Here is a 19,715-nt window from a genome sequence, read left to right as displayed (position 1 = left end):
CAAAAATACCATGGATTATATTAGCCCAAAAGAGGTTGCTGGTGCAATGATGAATACCGCAATCTACAAATCTACGCTTCCAATCAAAGATCTATTGATACGGGGAGCATTGTCAGGAGCCTTATTGGCAATTTCTGTCACACTCGCACTATTGGCGACTTCCCAGACGGGACTGAGCTTAGTCGGTGCATTTGTTTTTCCGGTGGGTTTTGTCATTATCGTTATCCTTGGTCTGGAGCTGGTGACGGGAAGCTTTTCGCTGGTGCCTTTAGCCTGGTTTGAAGGTAAGATCAATTTTAAGGCGATGGCCAATAATCTTTTCTGGGTTTTTCTGGGCAACTTGTTGGGCAGTGTGCTCTTTGCGATTTTGTTCTGGGCGGCTAGCACAGAGACCGGGCAGTCGAGCCAGCTCGGAAATATCGAACATAGTCTGATTCTGATCAGTGAAAAGAAAACCCTTGGATACAGCAGTCATGGTGCGGCGGGTTTGTTTTCGGCTTTTGTCAAAGCTATTCTGTGTAATTGGATGGTCTGTATGGGCGTGGTGATGTCCATGACTTCTAAGTCTACCCTTGGTAAAATTCTAGCTGCGGGTATTCCGATCTTTATATTCTTTGCATTAGGTTATGAGCACGCTGTTGTTAACATGTTTGTGATCCCTGCCGGGATGATGTTTGGTGCAAAAGTGACGATCTCCGACTGGTGGCTTTGTAATCAGCTGATCGTAACCGCTGGAAACATTGTTGGCGGTCTGCTATTTACGGGGATGGCTATCTATTATACTTATCATCAAAAAGAAAAGGTATCAACTTCACAAAATTGAATTTCTATGGATCAAATGAAAAAACTATTGACGCTAATCTTGTTGCTGATTGCTGGCGATAGAATTTATAGTCAGGAAAAAATAATAAAAGGCAGTTTGTTTGAAGGCATTGCGGTAGCGGGCTACGTCGATCGGGGTGTTTACTTCAATTGTACCGGGCCAGCTGTGAAATACATATTCGCACCCAAAAGCTGCCTGTTGCTTGGTCTATTACCTAGCTTAAAACTGAAAGAAGATAAGGTTGAATCGGGGAAGCCAAAGAACTCCTGGATCACGCCCTCTCTGGGATTTGGTTTAACGGCTGTATTCCGACATATTGCCATTCAGCTGCCAGCATTCTATACCGCAAAAACGAGTGCTGCTGATGGTAAATGGAGATTGGGAGTCGGTATGGGCTTTAAATTTTAAGGTGATGTATTTTTAAGGGAATATATGATTTGGGGAGTCGTTGGCTTTTCTAGCTAGTTTAACTCCCCATTGTTTTCTTCTGATAAATCCTGTAAAAGCTGGAGGTTTTTAATAAAAATATCTTTTTTGTCCATTATGATGGCTCCTAATTCGATAAGTTCGCTCAGCGTACGATATACGGTCTCGTACGTAGCGCCTACGTAGGAAGCCAAGTCTTTTTTGCTTAGGGATAATCCAATATATCCATCCTTATGTCCGTCGCTGAAAACACGGTGAAGTAACAATAGGCTCCAGGCAAGGCGATTTTTAACAGCGAGCTGTGTCAGGCGGGTCATCTTTTGTTCAGAAAGATGTAGTTCGTCGGCAAAAAACAACATCAACCGGTAACTCAGCTCTGGATTTATGCGTAGCGTGGACAGGAAGAACGGCATTTCGACGAAGCAGAGCTGTGACACTTCCAGGGTTGTTGCAGAAATAGGGTAGACAGTTTGTTCGGTACTGATTCCGCGATGGCCAACGATATCTCCTTTTTTTGCAAATCGTACAATGGTTTCTTTATCCCCCAGATTACGGTGAACTTTGACAAGTCCCGACTGGATGAAATAAATTCCCCGAACGGATTCTCCTTCGGAGATAAACTGTTCACCTTTTTTTAATTTGATATTCTTCCGATGAAGGTCGATCTGTCCGAGCCAATCTTGTAAGACATAACGGCACATAAGGCAGGAGTGATCGCAAGGATTTGTTTTCTTCGATTTCATCAAAGTCTGATTCGTATAATGGACGGTGTGTTATCTGTCCAAAGTTATTATCTATTCGTTTAAATTCCTATTTTACCTTTTATAAAAACAGTATATCTTTTGATTTTAACTTATTAATGTGTGGAACTGGATGAAATTTTGCATCTCCATAATGTCGGCATCTTGTTGATGCGGTTATTTGAAACCAGCATGTATTGTTTTCTTCGATTTAGTGTAAAGACCAATAGTATTATGAATCAAAGAACTTATTTAATTTTTGTTACTCTTTATTGCATGTTGCCTCTGTTTTTATCCTGTGGTTCCAAAGAGAAACAGCGGGAAAAGGAATTACGGATTTTGTTCAGTCGAGAATTCGTTGATGAACAGTATAGTCAAGAAAGATACTTGAGTGATTCTTATAAACATCATGCGGTTGATTTTTTTGCGGCCAAGAATGATACCTTTCCATTAGCGAAATGGGACATTCTTCTCGATGAATTAGATAAGTTAAAGCGGTACAAACCTGAAAAGAATGATATAGGGCATAAACATAACTATTGCTCGAATCTAGAGATTGAGTTTTTTGATCATGAAAAATCCTTATGTCAATTATGTTTGAATCCAGATAATAAAACTTTAAGACTGAATTATTTGGTGTATGAGGCTTCTCCTGAACTGATTTCTTTTTTTTGTAATTACATTTCGGCAGATTCGGCAGCTCTGGCTTCTAGTGGAAAAGGTTACTATGTGAAAAAAGTAATGTTTAACGACAGGAGTGTAATTCAAAAATTCATCGAGAGAAAAAAATGAGGGCGATGAGTTTCTGTTAGCCCACCTTAAAACGTTTGGGATATTCGCCGGTGTTATCTAGGCTAAAAAAATACTCATTCCACCAGTTTTCGATTTCCAAGTCCATACCAATCATATTGGTCAGTTCCTACGCTGTATCCAGCTCTTCTTCCAGCGGGATAAAAGTCGAATTGTTAACAAAGGCTTCACAACTTGTATTGCATTGCCCATTTTTCCAGCGATAGAGCGCTTTAAGATTCTGAGGTATCTCCATATCATATTGCTGTTCAAGGGCCCTAAACTCTTCTGCCGATAACGAGGACTGTAGATCGATATACAGCTCAGGTCTTAGATTTTGGATATAACTGTCTAATGTGGCTAGTGTCTGTTGCATAATGGTGGATTTTTGATGCATTCATAAAGTTAGTCATAATTGCCTGAGTATGCGAATTATCATGTGCGCTATGGATCGTATGAAAAGTTAAAAATGTTAATAATTATTTAATGGGAATTAGTGTAAATTTATGTCAGCATAACGCTGTAGCTATGTTCATCATTGGATAAAACGATAGCAGATGTTCAAGTGTTATTTATGCAGGTATCCTTTTTATAATTTACTGAATACGCATGAAAAAGATCGAACTAGTCCCACTTGTTGGGATTCAAATTGAAGGTATTGGTCAAGTTAATCTTGGTGCGGGCCGTGCTGAAGTTCAAGGTGTGCTTGGTGCTCCTTCAGATGCGCTGGACGACCAATATTATTATGATGAACTCGAATTGAGACTTGATTTTAATGATCAGGGAACATTGGAATTTATAGAAAGCATCAATGGACCCTATCCAGAAAAAACTGAAATCAATATCTATGGTGTTAATCCATTTCAGGTCGAAGCAGCTGAACTGGTCAATCTCTTAACGGATAAAAATCAGGGTGAGGTTGATGATGCCGAAGCGGGATATTGCTATACATTTTTAAATAGCTCTGTGGGCGTCTGGAGACAGATGACTGAAGAGGATGTTCAGGAGGAGATTGAGGAAATCAAAGCCGATGGCGAATACGAAGACAATGCGGATATGCTGCTGGAGGACCTTAAAAAGTCAAAGTTCTTTTGGACGATTGGCATTGGGGTAGCGGGATATTACGCGGAGTAAAGATAAATAACCTACTGAAATTGTTGCCTAAATTCCACGGGACTTTGTTGGGTATTCTTTTTGAACACTTTACTGAACGACTGTGGATGTTCGAAACCCAGTTCATAGGCGATTTCACTGATGGAAAGGGAACTCGTGCTTAGCCTTAATTTGGCATACTCGATCATTTTATGCTGAATATGCTGTTGGGTGTTTTGTTGGGTGTAGATACGCAGCAAACTGCCCAGGTAGTTTGGTGATAAATTGAGCTGCTGCGCCAGGAAGCTGACGGTTGGTACGCCATGCTCCACAAGTATGTGTTGCTGAAACTGTGCTGACAGTAACTGCTCAAACTTGGTGACCAGCTCTTGGGTCGATCGTTTGCGGGTGATAAATTGACGTTCGTAAAATCGTTCGGCGTAAATCAGCAAGCGCTCGATCTGTTTGATAATGAGTTCGCGGCTAAATTTATCGATATTGGACTGATACTCTTTTTCTATATTCTGCAGAATATCGACAATGATGGCTTCTTCTTTGTCCGAAAGAAAAAGCGCTTCATTGACCTGATATTGGAAAAAATCGTAGGAGTGAATATGTTTTGCCAGTTCGCTGTTCCAGAGAAAATCGGGATGGATCAACAAAATCCAGCCGCTGGGTTGTGCCTGCACTTGCTGATTGATCTCCACTTGTAGAAATTGTAGGGGCGAGATAAAAGTGAGTATGCCCGAGTCGAAGTCATAGTGCTGCTGTCCATAATTGAACCGGGCATTTACATTTCGCTTTAAACCGATCGAATAAAAATGTTGTATCCAATTCAATTTGCTGTCATTTATGGGGTAATGTACTTGACTATAATCAACCAAGCTCATCAATGGATGTTCGGGCTTAGGTAGTCCGCAAAAGCTGTGGAATTCCGAAAGCGAATGAAAGCGAAATGTATTCTCCATGTTGTAAATTTAATGAATTTCTAATTTGATTATTGTGAAATATCCTAGGAAGCTCCTTATACTGAACTAAGCTGTTATACGGATTGCTCGAAAGCTGTTGACACGGTATAACTTTTCCATTTTTCGATCTCCGTCATAAGCATATTGATCTTATTTTTTGCCAGCTCATACGCATCCTCGCCCATTAAAAAATGAACTGGGGGCTGTGCGAGCGTACTTAACTCAATTAATAAGGTTGCTGCTTTGTGGGGATCGTTTGCCTGATTGCCATGGATCTGATGCAGATGGGTAGCTTCGTTTTCTCGGGCAGTGACGTACGCAGCGATTGGATTGGCTGCGGTGTGTAAGGATCCCTCGGATAAAAAATCAGTTCTGAAGTAACCGGGATACACCAAGGTCGTGTGTACACCAAAAGGTTCCATTTCGACAGCGAGGGCTTCGGTAAAGCCTGCGACAGCAAATTTGGTGGAGCAATAAACACCAAAGGCTGGATAATTTCCTGCGAGTCCGCCGATAGATGCTATATTGAAAATATGTCCCGCTTGTTGGCGTCGCATATGGGGGGCGATATGCCTGATGGCATTAAGTGATCCAAAGACATTCACTTCGAAGTTGCGGCGTGCTTCCCGATCACTGAGCTCCTCTAGGGTGCCGGTCTGACCATATCCGGCATTGTTGACCAATACATCAATCTTTCCGAAATAATCAATGGCCGAGAGTACTGCCCGGGCAACGTCTTTGTCATCGGTAATGTCCACTTCAAGCGGCAGAAAATTTTCCTGATCGCCGATTTCATCTTCTAGGGCCTGTTTTGTTCGTGATGTGGCAACCACAAGATAACCTTGGGCGAGCAATTCTTTAACGAGACTGAGACCTAGCCCTTTGGAAGCGCCAGTGACAAACCATACTTTTTGTGATTTCATGTATTTCTTTTTTTAAATAAATTGATGTTACAAAGGTGGCTAATCGATCGAGTTTGGATGTAGGCAGATCAACGGATCTTGTAGTCAAATCGTGGATTGTTATCCTTTCAACGACTGAATTTGCCCGTTCGACGAAATTTATACAGCTTAAAAAAAATGTTGGGTAATTTTAAACGAAGGAAGACTAATAGCGCTTTTTCATTAAATCAATATGTTATGAAAACCAATAGCCTGATTGTCCAGAAAAAAGGATCGACCGCCTCGATGAATGGTAAAGTTTCCTGCTTAACAACTACAATTTATAAAAAAATAGTAGATCAATTATGTGCAAAAGAACCCAAAAAACTAATAGTATGAATTTATTTTCAACAATAAGACTACGCGATCTTACCTTAAAAAACAGGATTGTGGTATCGCCTATGCAACAGTATAGTGCGACTGAAGGTATACCAGGAGACTGGCATCTTGTCCACTTGGGCAGCCGTGCGATTGGTGGAGCAGGATTGCTACTCACTGAATGTACTGCTGTCTCGCCCCAAGGAATGGCGACGTTAAGTGATGTCGGTATTTGGAATGCGGTACAGCAGAAAAGCTGGAAAGCTATTGTAGATTTTGTGCATCTGCAGGGTGCAAAAATAGGGATACAGTTATGGCACGCAGGCGCAAAAGGAAGCCTAAAGCACCCAAAGGAACGGATGCTGCCTTTGGCTGTTTCAGAAGGGGGATGGCAGTTGAAATCATCCTCGGCGACAATGATCAATCAGCTCGTTCCTAAGGCATTGACACGCGATGAGATCACTGAAATAAAGCAACAGTTTGCCGAAGCAGCAATTCGCGCTGTCGGTGCAGGATTCGATACAATTGAGCTGCATGCGGGACACGGTTATCTATTTCATCAATTCTATTCAGCTGTTATTAACAAAAGAGCGGATGAGTATGGTGGGTCTCTATCTAATCGCATACGGTTCCTTATCGAAACGGTTGACTTGGTACGAGGGGTAATTCCTGAAGGAATGCCGCTGCTGGTACGCATATCTGCAGTTGATTATCTCGATACCGCCGATGCTTGGACCTTAGCGGATAGCCTGATATTAGCCCAGGTATTGAAAGAACATGGCGTGGATCTGATTACGGCCTCCGGCGGCGGATTTGCAAACGTAAGTAAAGATCGCGTATTCCCGGGGTACCAAGTTCCCTTTGCAGAGGCAATCAAAAATCATACAGGGATTTTAGTCGGTGCTGTAGGAATGATCAATGAACCTGAGCAGGTCAATGCTATTATTACCGACGGTTTGGCCGATCTTATACTAATTGCTCGTGAGCACCTTCGGGATCCTTATTTTGCCTTACATGCAGCAAAAATACTCGGAGAGGAAATAGCAATACCCTGGCAATACAAACGTGCATTTTAATTTCATCTGATCCTATGGAAAACCAAGGCGCTTCCGCTGTAATCACACATCATATTCTGGATGATAAAATCTATGAATATGAAAAATGGCTTGAAGAGATTATGCCATTAACTAGACATGCAAAGGGTTTTATTGATCTTCAGATCGTAAAGCCTATTCCTCAATTGACTTTTGTATATACGGTCATTATTCGTTTTGACACGGTCGACCATCTCAAAATGTGGCTAGAATCGACGGAGCGAAAGCGCTGGATTGAAAAGGTTGAGCCACTATTTCGTCGCCACGATCACTATCAGATCCGGTCGGGTTTGGATTTTCTTTTTGAGGCCCCAGAGAATAGCGCAAAAATCCCTCCTCGCTGGAAACAATATCTTGTCACTTGGTCTGCTATTTATCCATTATCCATTTGTATACCCATGTTACTCGTGCCATTATTGCGCGCCTTAAATTTATCCTTCAATCACTTTTCGGATGCACTCTTGATTTCTGGTACGATTGTGTTTTTGATGGTCTATGTTGTCATGCCAGAATATACTAAGCTGATTCGAAAATGGTTAAATAAATAGTCTAAAGTTGGCTGTGTTGAACGATAATTTCTGCCTTTTCAAGGAATTCTTAATATAAATAATTTATGATGTATAAGAGAGACACCTTAAAATGGTTTTTGGTTCGGAAATTCATTCCGTGAGGGACTTCCGAAAAGTCAGATCTTTATCAAACCTGAAACTAAATAAAACAAATTTAACTGTTCACACCTTTATACTATGGTGGTACAGATCTATTTATAAATATTAAACTGGCGGACTGGAATGCCAATATTGCTTACACTTTAAAGATATTAGTATGTTACAAAAAAATGATGTTGCACCAGATTTCACTTTGTATGCGACACCGGATCAAAAAATTAAATTATCTGAATTCAAAGGGCATAATGTGATATTGGCATTTTATCCGGCAGATTGGAGTCCGGTATGTAGCGATCAGATGGCCTTATATAATGAAATGCTCAAATATTTTAAAAAATATGATGCCGAAATTATGGGTATTTCCGTTGACAGCAAATGGTGCCATATGGCCTTTGCGCAATCCCGAAAGCTGCATTTTCCACTTTTAGCCGATTTTGAAGCTAAAGGCGAGGTCGCCAAGAAGTATGGTGTTTACGATGAAGAGGAAGGGGAGTGCAAGCGTGCACTTTTTGTGATTGATAAGGAGGGCGTTATCGCTTGGAGTTATCTGTCTCCGACTGCGGTCAATCCGGGTGCAGACGGTATTATCGAAGCATTGGAGAATCTTAAATCAAAATAATTATGTCATTGAAACCGAAGGTCAGCACTGCTGACCATATATTGGGAAATGGCCAGGCCGATCTGACCATTGTTGAATATGGGGATTACCAATGTCCGCATTGTGGTGCAGCTCATCCAATTATAAAAGAAATGATGGCCGAACTGGGAAGCCAGATCAGGTTTGTATTCCGCAATTTTCCGCTTTCGGAGATGCACCCCTATGCAAAACCCGCAGCATTGGCGGCGGAGGCTGCAGCACTGCAAGGGAAATTTTGGGAGATGCATGATGCCATTTTTGAAAACCAAAACTTGCTGAGCGAAAGATTGCTGCTGGATATCGCCGAGCAACTGGATTTGGACATGTCGAAGTTCAAATCTGATTTGCAGGACGAAGCGTTGCAGGATCGCGTGGATGGCGATTTTGAAAGTGGTATGCTTAGCGGCGTTAATGGGACACCGACATTTTTTGTTAATGGACAGAAATTTGACGGTGGAGCGGAAGATCTGGTTCAAATATTAGGTGAAAACTGAATATATGAATACTATTTAAACACAGGTGAGCACACGACGAGAAGTCTCTTGCAGGATAATAGATCATATGGTAAAAACGAATGAATCTGTTGTATAAATAACGAAATATCGTTGTTTTTAAATTGACTTTTAATTTTTTAATATACTTAAATACAGTTGTATATGTTTGTTGGACTATGAATTGCAATCCAATTAACATATCATGTAAACAATAAAATTCTTAAACTATTCATCATGGCAACATTCAAAGTTCAAGACGGAACAGAAATTTATTACAAGGACTGGGGAACAGGACAACCGATCGTATTTCATCATGGTTGGCCTTTATCCAGCGACGATTGGGACGCGCAGTTGATGTACTTCCTCGAAAAAGGATACCGTGTGATCGCACACGATCGCCGGGGTCATGGTCGCTCGACACAGACGGCAACGGGAAATGAGATGGATACCTATGCGTCGGATATTGCACAATTGGTAGAAGCATTGGATTTAAAAGATGCCATCCATATTGGTCACTCAACAGGTGGTGGCGAGGTCGTTCGCTACATAACCAATCACGGTACTTCTCGGGTTTCAAAAGCTGTATTGATCAGTGCGGTTACCCCGACCATGGCTAAGAGTGCTACAAATCCCGATGGTGTACCAATGGAGGTTTTTGACGAAATAAGATTGAATACTGCAACACGCAGACAACAGTATTTTCAAGATTTTACCCTCGCTTTTTATGGCTATAACCGCGATGGAGCGAATGTACAGCAAGGCGTGATGGACAACTGGTGGCGGCAAGGGATGATGGGCGGTATTAAGGCACACTATGATTGTATCAAAGCGTTCTCTGAAACTGATTTTACAGAAGAACTTAAAAAAGTCGAGATTCCTGTCTTAGTATTGCATGGTGAAGATGATCAGATCGTACCGATTGATATCACGGGTAGAAGAGCGGCTAAGTTAGTCCAAAATGGTACTTTAATTACCTATCCCGGTTTTCCACATGGAATGCCTACTACAGAAGCGGAGACCATTAATAAGGATATTTTGGATTTTATTAGCGGAAAATAAGCGCATACAACAAAAAGCGATAACAAAAAGATGCTGCCTTGATATACTATCAAGGCAGCATCTTTTTGTTATCCTATCTTAGAGCTATTTCTATTGGTCACTTTGGCGGGAAGGAAAGTAACAGATGAGCATTGCTATGCTAGAAAGTATAATCAGCTGCTTAGCAAAACTGACAGGTGGTAGGATTTTTAAATTTATTATCGATACGTACACAGAGACCTCGAAACGAATTAATTTGTAGGTTTGACCCTAAGAAAAATGCGGAAATAGGCTGAGTACCGTTAATGCGATCCCGCTTGATGGATTTAATTGAATATGATCTGTTGCCCTTCGCGGTCAATTAGCGTATTTCTGGATTATGAAAAATGGGACTTTAGGTTTTTGAATTGAATAGATTAACTTTTAAGTGTGTCAATACTTGTTCTTATGATTTATGTTATATAAAAGTTTTTTTTCTATTAAATATCTACCTGCAAAACCTGTTTAGTCGTTGATGTTTTTGATGTTAATTAAATATTTGTTAACATTACGGTTAATTATAAACCAAGTCAAAGCGTCAACTTTGATGCAAAATTCTAAACTAGACTAAAGATGCAGAAAACATTACTAATCAGTATGGCATTGGGTCTCTCATACCCAACTTGGGCTAATGTAGAGCGTGATTATGCTAAATTGACCAAAGAGACGCACGGTGTTGCAGCTCAGTCTACCGTAAAAGGGGTGGTAAAAGACAAAAACGGAACAACCTTGTCCGGAATTACCATTACCAATTTAACCAGCCAAAAAACAACCTCGACGAATGTAGCGGGTCAGTTCACGATTGAAGCCACTATAGGGCAAAGACTCAAATTGACAGGGATAGGCTATAGTGAAAAGATCGTCAGCGTGACGGCAGGGCAGATCGATATCATCATGGAATCTAAAGATACCGAACTGGAGGAAGTTGTGGTGGTCGGTTATGGTACGCAGAAAAAAGTGAATCTTACCGGTGCAGTAGACCAAGTGGGATCGGAAGCTTTTGAGGGACGCGTACTGGGTAATGCAAGCCAAATGCTCCAAGGTGTAATTCCCAACTTGAATGTAACCCCAGCAGATGGTAAGCCCAATCGTGCACCAAGTTTCAATATCCGTGGGACAACTTCCATTGGTCAGGGTGGAAGTGCACTTGTGCTTATTGATGGTGTCGAGGGTGACCTTTCGGCGATCAATCCCAATGATATTGAAAGTGTAACTACACTCAAAGATGCGGCTTCATCTGCGATTTACGGCTCCCGCGGTACCTTCGGGGTAGTTTTGGTTACAACGAAACGTGCCAAGTCCGGAAAAACTTCGATCAACTATTCAGGAAGTGGCTCTTTTCAAAAACCTGTAACCTTGCCTAAATTCGTGACAGATGGTTACGAATATGCTTCGCATTTCTTTACAGCCTATAATGCCTGGAACAATTATTCATCGATTCCGAGCAAGCTCAACAAGACACAGATCTTTACAACAGATTGGCTGGAAGAATTTAAGAGAAGAAAAGAACAGGGCATTACCGAACAGGTCACTGTCGACGATAAAGGTAATTATGTATACTACGGTAATGAAGATTATTACGGTACGTTGATCAAGGACAATACGTTTGTCCAGGATCACAACCTGTCCATCAGTGGTAATTCAGAAAAAATGGATTACTATATTTCTGGACGTGCTTACGACTACAATGGCATGTACCGCTACAACAGTGATAAATATAAGACCTATAATACACGTGCAAAAGCGGGACTTCAGGTCACCGACTGGTTACGGATAAGCAATAACATCGATTTTAATTATGCCAAATACAGAGACCCATCGACTGCTGGCGAAGGTGGAAATATCTGGCGCAATATTGCCGATGAGGGACACCCTTCTTCGCCGATCTTTAACCCTGATGGATCTATGAGCTTCTCTGCAGCCTATACAGTAGGGGATTTTATCTACGGTAAAAATGGTACGAATACGGCAAATCAGGATCTCCGCAACACAACTTCTTTCGAGACTAAGTTTTTCAACAACACGTTCCGCGTTAAAGGGGATCTGACTTTTAGAAATCGCGATTTTAATTCGGTAAGAGTCCGTGTACCTGTTCCGTATAGCACACAGGAGGGAAAGATGTTGCGGTTGGAAACAAGTATGAACGACAATATTTATCAAGTAGACCAACGCTACCGTTACTTGTTTGGAAATCTCTACAGTGAATATGAACGCACAATTGGCGATCATTATTTTAAAGGTTTGCTCGGATACAATTATGAGCAGCGTACCTACAATTCAACCTATATTACCAAAACAGGTCTACTCAATGATGATGTTGAAAATATCAACCTCGCAGTAGGGCAGAATACCACAGCGACAGCGGGATATAACAAGTACCGTAATGTCGGGGTATTTATGCGTGCCAATTATATTTTCAAGGACCGTTACCTTTTTGAATTCAATGGCCGCTACGATGGTTCGTCCAAATTTCCGACAAACCAACGATGGGGACTATTCCCTTCCGCATCCGTAGGCTGGCGTATTTCTGAAGAGCCATTCTTCCAGGTGGACAAAAGAGCACTTTCTGATCTAAAGCTAAGAGCGTCCTATGGCTCATTGGGTAATGGTAATGTCGATCCGTATTCCTATTTGGATATTTACGAGATCAAGATTATGGATCGGGTATTGAACGGACAGAAGCCGGCATATACTTCGGTGCCTAAGGTGATCCCGGATAACTTAACTTGGGAAACAGCGCGCACAGCAAACTTAGGTCTTGATCTATCGTCTTTAAATGGAAAACTGACTTTTACGGGCGATATCTATCAACGCAAGACCTTAAATATGTATACCTTAGGTGTAGCTTTGCCTGATATCTTTGGTGCGGAGTCGCCGAAAGGGAACTATGCTGACATGACCACAAAAGGTTTTGAAGTGAGCTTGTCTTATAAGGATAGATTCGATGTGAACGGTAGTCCTTTCAATTGGTCCGTAAGGGGTACTTTGGCTGATTATAGATCCAATATAGACCGTTACGAAAATAAAGAGGGTTTAATCAAAGATGGATCGTATTATGAAGGTCAGCGCATCGGCGAAATATGGGGCTATGTAACACAGGGTTTATTTCAGAATCAGGCGGAAATTGATGGTGCTGCAAAACAAAAATTGATCAAATCGTCAAACAATGGTACAATATATCCAGGTGACGTACGTTTTGCGGATCTAAATGGTGATGGTGTAATTGATTATGGAAATAATACGATTTATAGCCATGGTGACAGAACTGTAATCGGTAATGCCGATCCACGATATATCTACAGTTTTAACCTTAATCTGGATTGGCAAGGTATTTATTTCTCATCTTTCTTCCAGGGGGTGGGTAAACAGAATTGGTACCCGAGCAATGAATCTATTTTTTGGGGACAATACAATCGACCTTACAACAATTTGCCGGAATGGCACCTCAACAATTATTGGACTGAAGACAATCCAAACGGTTATTTTCCTCGTTATGCTGGGTACAATGAATCTATCAAAACAACGCCACAGACAAGATATCTTCAGAACGTTGCCTATATACGGATGAAAAATATACAGATCGGATATAGTTTTCCTAAATCTGTAACCAACAGGTTAAAAATCAGTAGTCTTCGGGCTGGACTTTCGGGCGAAAACTTATGGACCTGGTCGCCTCTTTACAAAAAAACGAAGGATCTCGATGTCGGTAATCTGGGCAAATCTGATCCGGAGATCGGAACGGGTTCTGGCGACGGATTTAACTATCCGATTATGAAGAGTGTTAGTTTTAATTTATCTATTGGCTTATAGTTTTTTATTATCATGAAAAAATTATTTTATATACCTATTGTTGCGCTTTTGTTCTCCTCCTGTGAACTAAACGAGCTGCCGAAGGCAGGTGCCACCGAGGAGGATATTTTCGGGAGCGAAAGTGGATTAAAAAATTACAGCAACTCATTCTATCGGAATATTACCTCTGGTAGTGACGCTTATAAAGGTGACGCTATGGCTGACTATTCGGCCGTAAATAACCTCAATGATTTTATGGTCGGCGGCGCTTACAGTGCTGAGATCAGTTCGGGGTGGTCCTGGACTACCCTGCGTAATATCAACCAATTGATAGCTAAATGTAATAGTCCCAAATTGAGCGATGCCATCAAAAATAATTATATCGGCTTAGCCCGCTTTTTCAGAGCTTGGTTCTATTATGAGAAAGTAGTTCGTTTTGGCGATGTGCCTTGGGTAGATCACCCTTTGGCGGTTGATGAGACGGATATTCTTAAAGCACCACGGGATTCGCGCGAAGTGGTCATGAAACACATCATGGAAGATCTGGACTTTGCCTACGCCAATATCACAAATACGGCGGGCGACGGTAGTACGGTTAATAAATGGACAGCACTGGGTTTGAAGACCCGAATTGCGCTGTTCGAAGGAACATTTCGTAAATACCAAAAGCTCAATTTGGCTACACAGCCGGAAGTATTTTTCCAGATGGCGGTAGACGCTGGCAAGATTTTAATGGAAAATGGTCCTTATGGGCTTAATATCTCCGCAGACCCTAAAATATCACAGCGACAGTTGTTTATCAGTAATACGCCAGTGACAAAAGAGGTTATGTTGGCCGTAACTTTCAGTAAAGATCTTGCGCTTTTGAACGACGCCAACTGGTGGTGGACATCTGCAACCTACGGTCCACGTTTAAGTTTGGTAAGGCCTTTTATCAATAGTTTTTTGAATGTTGACGGTACTCCTTATACGGATAGACCGAACTTTCAGACTGAGGAATTCTATGAGGAGTGTCAAAATCGCGACTTGCGCTTGGCGCAGTTGATCCGGACGCCAGGATATTCCCGTAATGGACAGCCTGCTCCCCCAAATTTTGCAAGTTTTACTTATACGGGGTATCAACCGATCAAGTATACTCTAGACGATCCCTATTATGACAATGGCGGTTACAATACCAATGCGGTTCCTTTAATGCGTTATGCGGAAATATTATTAAACTATGCTGAAGCGAAACAGGAACTAGGTACTTTCAATGATGCGGATTGGTCGAAAACTATTGGAGCATTACGTTCAAGGGCTGGAATAACAAGTGGAACGAATACACTGCCAACCAAAGTGGATACCTACTTGAAAAACACATTCTTCCCCGAAGTCAATAGCCCCGTGCTTTTAGAAATACGTCGTGAAAGACAGGTGGAATTAGCCCTGGAGGGTTTCCGTTTCAATGATTTGAAGCGATGGAAACTTGGACCGCTTATGGCAAATTTGCCTTGGACGGGAATTTATATCCCTGCTTTAGATAAGCTGATTGATATCGACCACAATGGAACTCCAGATGTTGTGTACTATGATGGAAGTAAATCAGCTCCTTCGATAACTGTTCCTGCAGGAGTAGCCAAGGTGGCTATAGGGGGTAAAAGTACCAATTTCCAGACAATGACTTCGGACAATCACCTGGAATGGTTTAAAGCTGTGAAGCGTACTTGGGATGACAACAACAAGCAATACCTTTACCCAATTCCGTCTGCAGCGATTGTGCTGAACGGAAATCTGACACAAAACCCAGGTTGGAGTAAATAGGAATTTAACTTATTAGTCCCCATAAAAGAAGGCTCCTTGCATTGCAAGGAGCCTCTTTTTACTACTAAGGGTGTATTGTTTAGTGTGATGAAAGTTTTTTGGCTTGTTAACGTCTTTCTTGGTAAACGCCAATCTCGTTTACGACCGCATGGCCTTTTTCAGGTTTGATGCTAAAGCGTAATTTTTGTCCCAGTACTTCATCAAAGCGGAAGATCTTGATGCGGCCCTGTTGTACCGCTGTAACCTCGATAGGGTGCCATTTTCCATCTTTCAGATAGGATAAGTTATACTGTGAAGGATTGTCTTTTCCTTCGGTAATAACAACACTATTGAAAGGTTTACTACGTTCAAAATCCACTTCATACCATACTTCACCTTTGACTGCCGGATTGGAGACCCAGGCACTGCCAAAGTTATCGTCGTTGGCAAAATCCATAATGTTCATATCTTCGCTCCAGCTACTGTATGAAGGTACTTGTTTGGCCATATTGTGGTCGACTATTGGTGCCTGATAACTTGGTAATGTAGTTGGGTTTATTTTTGTATAATGTACCGATTGTCTTCAGTGCATCAAGTGCATTTTGATCCATCAGACCATCACTATTTGGTGCTACATTCAGCATAAAGTTGCAATACGCGTTGTTGTACGGAATGACAAATTTCTCGACCAATTCATTGACGTTTTTAACTGGGGTGTTCGGAAATGATGTTTTCCAGAACCAATTTTGTTGTAAAGGAAGACAGGCCATTGCCGGAAGTTTGTTGTGCTCCTTAGAAATAAATTGACCCGCACCTTGTTCATAGGATTTAATATCGGTGTAAAACAACGCATCACCTGGGTATTTTGCTGAATTGAGATCCATCAACAAACATTTCGGTTGACAAGATAATAGATGTCGTCGAAAGGAACATCATCGTACGAAATACGCGACCAAGGGGCATCCCATCCGTCAATGACCAAGGCGTCGATTTCCCCGTATTGGGTCAACAATTCCGTCAGCTGATATTTGATCAATTGGATGTGTGCTTTGGTAATGGTATGTGGACGTATACCTTGATGCATATCCAGAATGGAATAATACAGCATAACACGCAAACCATTTTTACGGAAAGCATCCGTAAATTCTTTAACAACATCACGATGTAAAGGCGTATTTATTACATTATAATCTGTTGTTTTGGTATTCCAGATCGGAAAGCCACTGTGATGTTTGGTGGTTAGGCAACCATAGGTCATGTCGGCCGATTTGGCCGCCTTCGCCCATTGAACTGCATTGAGCTTTGGCGATTTGAACAGTTCAAGTGCGGCATTGGGATCCGACCAATCTTGTTCCATAAACGTCGGCATGCCATAATGGATGAACATACCGAATCCAAGATTGACAAAGTCGAGCTGACTCTGTTCGAGGACCTTCTTTGAAAAAACGGATTGTGCAAATAGCGTGTTGCCCAGTAAAAGAAAAGATAGGCAGTAAAGTAGAGCATGTGAAATTTTGGACATAATTTATGAAGTTGTTATGCTGTAAAGGTAGGCCATGTTTGTGTTATTTAAGCCTAATGGAAGAAATAGTAATCAGTCCGAATGGTTTCGTAATGAAATACAAATTTTTATGGACGAGAAGTGTCTTGATTGAACCGCAGGCTTTATTAAAATTGGTGGATTTCTGTGTGGCATTTTTTGCGATTTGATTTGAGCTGTGCGGCAAATATATTTTGAGCTTTTGGACAACTAGACTTTGCAAAAGGTATGAGATATTTGCTACCTTTAGACTGGGACTGATTTTAGCGATTGGTACCCATAGTCGCATAGCCGTTTAAAATAAATCGTATTGAGCATGGAAGAGAGAGATTTTGGGAATGCCTTTTTGTATTCCTGTTATGTCGAGAAAGCATTTGGGCATGAACAGTTTATTTCCGAACATGTGGTCTTTTTCCAGATGTCTGGCGAAACGCACCTGGATCATCAAAAAGGAAAATTGGTAGCAACAGAAGGGCAGATTGTGGTTGCCCGTAGAAACCAATTGGCCAAAGCTTTTAAATATCCTGCAGAAAATAATGTCTATAAATCTGTTTCCGTCTTGTTGCAAGCGGATCGACTGAAGCAATACGCAATGGATCATCACCTCAGTTCAGACAAAAAGTATCAGGGTGAGTCCAATGTTGTACTGGAAAGTAACCTGTTTATAAAAAGTTATTTTGAGTCATTGACCCCTTATGCAGAAGCCATCGACCGAGTAAGTCCGCAGATGGAAAACATAAAGATCTACGAGTTGATCACCTTGTTGTTGGAAAGTTATCCACAGTTAAAAGACCTGCTTTTTGACTTTTCAGAGCCGCATAAAATTGATCTCGAGCAGTTTATGGTTAAAAACTATCGGTACAATGTACCTTTAGAAAACTTTGCGAAACTAACAGGGCGGAGTTTAGCAAGCTTTAAACGTGATTTTGAGAAAATATTCCAGACATCGCCCCGAAAATGGCTGCAAGAAAGACGTCTTTCTGAGGCTTATTATCTAATTGAAAATAAGCGGCAAAAACCTGCAGATTTTTATCTTGATCTGGGTTTTGAAAACCTTTCTCATTTTTATGCCTCTTTCAAGGAGAAGTTTGGCATAACACCAGCGACTATCAATTCCGTTGCTTAAAACTATTTCCGCCACCAATAACTAGGTGTTAAAGGGGGCTGATCGAGGTCGATGACCTGGCCGATCATGGGGGTAAGCAAGGGCTGTTGTTGTCGTATTGCTTCCTTGGAAATACGTTCTAAAGGTTCATTCCAGGCATGATTGGCCAATACAAACTTGGACGAATGAACCGGAAATAGCAAGGTGGCTTTGAGATCATGTGCCGCTTGGACAACCTCCTCTGGCATCATGTGTATATGTTTCCAGCTAAGGTCATATTGACCATTTTCCAATATAGCCAGGTCAAAAGGACCCAATTGATTACCTATCTCTTTGAAGTGGTTATCGTAACCGCTGTCCCCGCCTAAATAGAGCCGCATGGAAGGTGTCTGGAGCGCATAGGATGCCCATAATGTATTGGCAGAAAATATGCTGCGGCCTCAAAAAATGTCTGGCGGGTGCAACTGTTACACTGAAACCATCACCCAAGTTGATTTCGTCCCACCAATCTTTTTCGATGATCTGTTCAGGACGATATCCCCAATATTCAAGATGGGAGCCAACACCAAGACCAACAATGACTTTTCCAACCCGGGGTTGTAGTGCCTTTAACGTCTTGTAATCCATGTGATCATAATGGTCATGTGATATGAATAGATAGTCAATCGGCGGTAGGGCAGATACGGTAGAGACATCGGCTCCCTTAAACGCTTTTACACTTCCTGGGATAGGCGAAGCACTGCCGCTAAGGACTGGATCGACGAGTATGTTCTTACCATCGAGACGAAGGAAATAGGAAGAATGACCAAACCAAACAAGGCCATGCGACTGACGTAACAACTTTTCCCAGTCGATATCCACTGTTGGTATAGTGTGTCTGGGACTTGTTTCGTTCGAGCGTTTAAAAAAGTAATCGTATAGGGCGACCGTCCAGGGCTGCGTGAGCTGTGGTGTAGGGCTGCTATTCTGGAATTTTCCTCCTTTAAACTGTTTCGATAGCTGTATGCGTTGAAGTCTTTCACCCGAGGGTCTTTTGCCGAATTGTGGATGCATCATATATAGTCCGATAAGAGCGATGAGAACTGCCAGTCCTAAGATTGTTCTTTTCAAAAATAGAAGCCACTTCTTCCTGTTGTTTCTTGTTGCCATCTGCATATTGTATAACAACAAAGATAAGACTGCTGAGAAAGATCTATTTTTGCTGATAGCTCAAATTTATGTGCTGTATGGCTCATTTCGGCGGATTCATCCGATCCACAATATAAAGAAAGCCTTAAAGCCCATAAAAATTCTTCTTTTAGGCTCGGGAGTTGGTTGGATTATAGTTGGCTGGATATTAAAAAAAAAGGGGCTGTCCGATCTTTTTGGACGCCCCCTTTTTTTACCCTTTGTAAGGTTTTTTAGCGGCTTCGATGAGCTCTTTCATTTCTAATTT

At 41.5% G+C, this 19,715-nt stretch carries 21 protein-coding genes; 12 read left to right on the top strand and 9 right to left on the bottom strand.

The window, feature by feature from the left end; translation table 11 throughout:
* Positions 1-10 precede the first annotated feature (10 nt).
* Positions 11-823 (top strand): formate/nitrite transporter family protein, encoded by an 813-nt coding sequence (locus DTA23_RS00175; RefSeq protein ID WP_112373447.1) that lies wholly within the window; start codon positions 11-13, stop codon positions 821-823.
* A 6-nt stretch (positions 824-829) separates the two neighbouring features.
* Positions 830-1,231, top strand: a complete 402-nt coding sequence (locus DTA23_RS00170) for a hypothetical protein (protein WP_236560135.1) — start codon at positions 830-832, stop codon at positions 1,229-1,231.
* Positions 1,232-1,284: 53 nt separating this feature from the next.
* On the opposite strand, the gene DTA23_RS00165 is transcribed toward DTA23_RS00170, so the two are convergent.
* Positions 1,285-1,992, bottom strand: coding sequence for a Crp/Fnr family transcriptional regulator (locus tag DTA23_RS00165; protein WP_112373446.1), 708 nt, complete (start codon positions 1,990-1,992; stop codon positions 1,285-1,287).
* 231 nt (positions 1,993-2,223) lie between these two features.
* Between DTA23_RS00165 and DTA23_RS00160 the strand changes: the two genes are divergently transcribed.
* Complete coding sequence (locus tag DTA23_RS00160; RefSeq protein ID WP_146752970.1) at positions 2,224-2,781, top strand: hypothetical protein; 558 nt, start codon at positions 2,224-2,226, stop codon at positions 2,779-2,781.
* Positions 2,782-2,908: 127 nt separating this feature from the next.
* Here DTA23_RS00160 and DTA23_RS00155 read toward each other — a convergent pair whose 3' ends face one another.
* Positions 2,909-3,154 (bottom strand): SMI1/KNR4 family protein, encoded by a 246-nt coding sequence (locus DTA23_RS00155; protein WP_146752969.1) that lies wholly within the window; start codon positions 3,152-3,154, stop codon positions 2,909-2,911.
* A 233-nt stretch (positions 3,155-3,387) separates the two neighbouring features.
* Between DTA23_RS00155 and DTA23_RS00150 the strand changes: the two genes are divergently transcribed.
* A complete protein-coding gene (locus DTA23_RS00150; protein WP_201639556.1) occupies positions 3,388-3,912 on the top strand; it encodes a hypothetical protein in 525 nt (174 codons plus the stop codon).
* An 11-nt stretch (positions 3,913-3,923) separates the two neighbouring features.
* Here the strand turns inward: DTA23_RS00150 and DTA23_RS00145 are convergent, their stop codons facing one another.
* Both DTA23_RS00145 and DTA23_RS00140 read right to left on the bottom strand, forming a co-directional pair.
* Positions 3,924-4,838: a helix-turn-helix domain-containing protein gene (locus DTA23_RS00145; protein ID WP_112373442.1), complete on the bottom strand. Its 915-nt coding sequence runs from the start codon at positions 4,836-4,838 to the stop codon at positions 3,924-3,926.
* Between the two features lie 74 nt (positions 4,839-4,912).
* A complete protein-coding gene (locus tag DTA23_RS00140) occupies positions 4,913-5,761 on the bottom strand; it encodes an SDR family NAD(P)-dependent oxidoreductase (protein ID WP_112373441.1) in 849 nt (282 codons plus the stop codon).
* Positions 5,762-6,114: 353 nt separating this feature from the next.
* Between DTA23_RS00140 and DTA23_RS00130 the strand changes: the two genes are divergently transcribed.
* The 7 genes from DTA23_RS00130 to DTA23_RS00100 all read left to right on the top strand — a co-directional run bounded on the left by DTA23_RS00130 (position 6,115) and on the right by DTA23_RS00100 (position 15,656).
* Positions 6,115-7,173: an NADH:flavin oxidoreductase/NADH oxidase gene (locus tag DTA23_RS00130; protein ID WP_112373439.1), complete on the top strand. Its 1,059-nt coding sequence runs from the start codon at positions 6,115-6,117 to the stop codon at positions 7,171-7,173.
* Between the two features lie 14 nt (positions 7,174-7,187).
* Positions 7,188-7,739: a putative antibiotic biosynthesis monooxygenase gene (locus DTA23_RS00125; RefSeq protein WP_112373438.1), complete on the top strand. Its 552-nt coding sequence runs from the start codon at positions 7,188-7,190 to the stop codon at positions 7,737-7,739.
* Between the two features lie 277 nt (positions 7,740-8,016).
* Positions 8,017-8,478 carry a redoxin domain-containing protein gene (locus DTA23_RS00120; RefSeq protein WP_112373437.1) on the top strand — a complete coding sequence of 154 codons (462 nt, stop codon included), beginning with the start codon at positions 8,017-8,019 and terminating at the stop codon, positions 8,476-8,478.
* A gap of 2 nt (positions 8,479-8,480) precedes the next feature.
* A complete protein-coding gene (locus tag DTA23_RS00115) occupies positions 8,481-8,990 on the top strand; it encodes a DsbA family protein (RefSeq protein WP_112373436.1) in 510 nt (169 codons plus the stop codon).
* Between the two features lie 234 nt (positions 8,991-9,224).
* Positions 9,225-10,049, top strand: coding sequence for an alpha/beta fold hydrolase (locus DTA23_RS00110; protein WP_112373435.1), 825 nt, complete (start codon positions 9,225-9,227; stop codon positions 10,047-10,049).
* A 591-nt stretch (positions 10,050-10,640) separates the two neighbouring features.
* Complete coding sequence (locus DTA23_RS00105; RefSeq protein WP_112373434.1) at positions 10,641-13,877, top strand: SusC/RagA family TonB-linked outer membrane protein; 3,237 nt, start codon at positions 10,641-10,643, stop codon at positions 13,875-13,877.
* Between the two features lie 12 nt (positions 13,878-13,889).
* The gene (locus DTA23_RS00100; protein ID WP_112373433.1) at positions 13,890-15,656 is read left to right on the top strand and encodes a RagB/SusD family nutrient uptake outer membrane protein; all 1,767 of its coding nucleotides are present in this window, start codon (positions 13,890-13,892) and stop codon (positions 15,654-15,656) included.
* 106 nt (positions 15,657-15,762) lie between these two features.
* Here DTA23_RS00100 and DTA23_RS28270 read toward each other — a convergent pair whose 3' ends face one another.
* Genes DTA23_RS28270 through DTA23_RS28260 form a run of 3 tightly spaced genes read right to left on the bottom strand, consistent with a single transcriptional unit; the run spans position 15,763 to position 17,157 of the window.
* Positions 15,763-16,143 (bottom strand): discoidin domain-containing protein, encoded by a 381-nt coding sequence (locus DTA23_RS28270; RefSeq protein WP_236560136.1) that lies wholly within the window; start codon positions 16,141-16,143, stop codon positions 15,763-15,765.
* Complete coding sequence (locus DTA23_RS28265; RefSeq protein WP_236560137.1) at positions 16,115-16,519, bottom strand: alpha-L-fucosidase; 405 nt, start codon at positions 16,517-16,519, stop codon at positions 16,115-16,117. The genes DTA23_RS28270 and DTA23_RS28265 overlap by 29 nt, the downstream gene beginning before the upstream one ends.
* The gene (locus DTA23_RS28260) at positions 16,519-17,157 is read right to left on the bottom strand and encodes an alpha-L-fucosidase (protein WP_236560138.1); all 639 of its coding nucleotides are present in this window, start codon (positions 17,155-17,157) and stop codon (positions 16,519-16,521) included. Before DTA23_RS28260 ends, DTA23_RS28265 begins: the two co-directional genes overlap by 1 nt.
* Positions 17,158-17,491: 334 nt before the next feature.
* Here DTA23_RS28260 and DTA23_RS00090 point away from each other — a divergent pair, with 334 nt between their 5' ends.
* Positions 17,492-18,301 carry a helix-turn-helix domain-containing protein gene (locus DTA23_RS00090; RefSeq protein ID WP_112373432.1) on the top strand — a complete coding sequence of 270 codons (810 nt, stop codon included), beginning with the start codon at positions 17,492-17,494 and terminating at the stop codon, positions 18,299-18,301.
* A 2-nt stretch (positions 18,302-18,303) separates the two neighbouring features.
* Here DTA23_RS00090 and DTA23_RS28255 read toward each other — a convergent pair whose 3' ends face one another.
* On the bottom strand, positions 18,304-18,660 hold the full coding sequence (locus tag DTA23_RS28255; protein ID WP_256602455.1) for an MBL fold metallo-hydrolase: 357 nt from the start codon (positions 18,658-18,660) through the stop codon (positions 18,304-18,306).
* Positions 18,623-19,429, bottom strand: a complete 807-nt coding sequence (locus tag DTA23_RS00085; RefSeq protein WP_256602453.1) for an MBL fold metallo-hydrolase — start codon at positions 19,427-19,429, stop codon at positions 18,623-18,625. Before DTA23_RS00085 ends, DTA23_RS28255 begins: the two co-directional genes overlap by 38 nt.
* Positions 19,430-19,715: the final 286 nt, after the last annotated feature.

This window comes from Sphingobacterium multivorum, assembly GCF_900457465.1.
Taxonomy (GTDB): Bacteria; Bacteroidota; Bacteroidia; order Sphingobacteriales; family Sphingobacteriaceae; genus Sphingobacterium; species Sphingobacterium multivorum.
The sequence above is the reverse complement of the archived record's forward strand: the minus strand, read 5'-3'. Positions and strand labels throughout refer to the sequence as shown.